1 protein-coding gene is annotated in these 501 nt (G+C 53.7%); it reads left to right on the forward strand.

The features are described 5' to 3' along the window. On the forward strand, window positions 1-182 hold a 182-nt coding region (locus tag SNE34_RS14780; RefSeq protein ID WP_332618387.1), incomplete at its 5' end, for a hypothetical protein. Window positions 183-501 lie beyond the last annotated feature (319 nt).

The raw sequence follows: 501 nt of genomic DNA on the forward strand, positions 1-501 counted from the left end.
TGGCTTTGGTGGAACGAAGCAAGTTCGGCTTGAACGAATTGTTAGCTTGCAAGCGGTGGCTCCTCCTGCAAGCTCTCCAGAAACGCTCGATTAACGCCTCTGAAGGAGGTGGCGACGTGGCGCAGTTCGCCGTGGAGCTTGGCCAAGCTTGCGAGCACCTCGGTGTGCTTGCCAGCTTCTAGGTCCGCACCATATACCTCAAAGAAGTGGTGAACTACATTATTGCGGCGATCTAGTAATAACTGAAAGTAACTTTCTAGATGGGCGACACTGCCTTCCGTTACGGTCACATTTGCAAGGAAGCGTTTTACGACCTCGCCCAAAGAGCGGCGCCTTAGCCCCTGATGTCGCTGGATTACGGACGTCGTCGCTGGTTGATCCATAGCCGCCACGACCAGCTTGAGATTGCGCTCAAGCTCTTGGCTCTGAAGCACAATCAGGCCAATGTTGTGGGCAAGTTTACTGGCGAGTGGCAACTGATCTGTCATTGCAAGCTAACGC

The sequence above is a fragment of the Novilysobacter erysipheiresistens genome, assembly GCF_036663935.1.
GTDB lineage: Bacteria > Pseudomonadota > Gammaproteobacteria > Xanthomonadales > Xanthomonadaceae > Novilysobacter > Novilysobacter erysipheiresistens.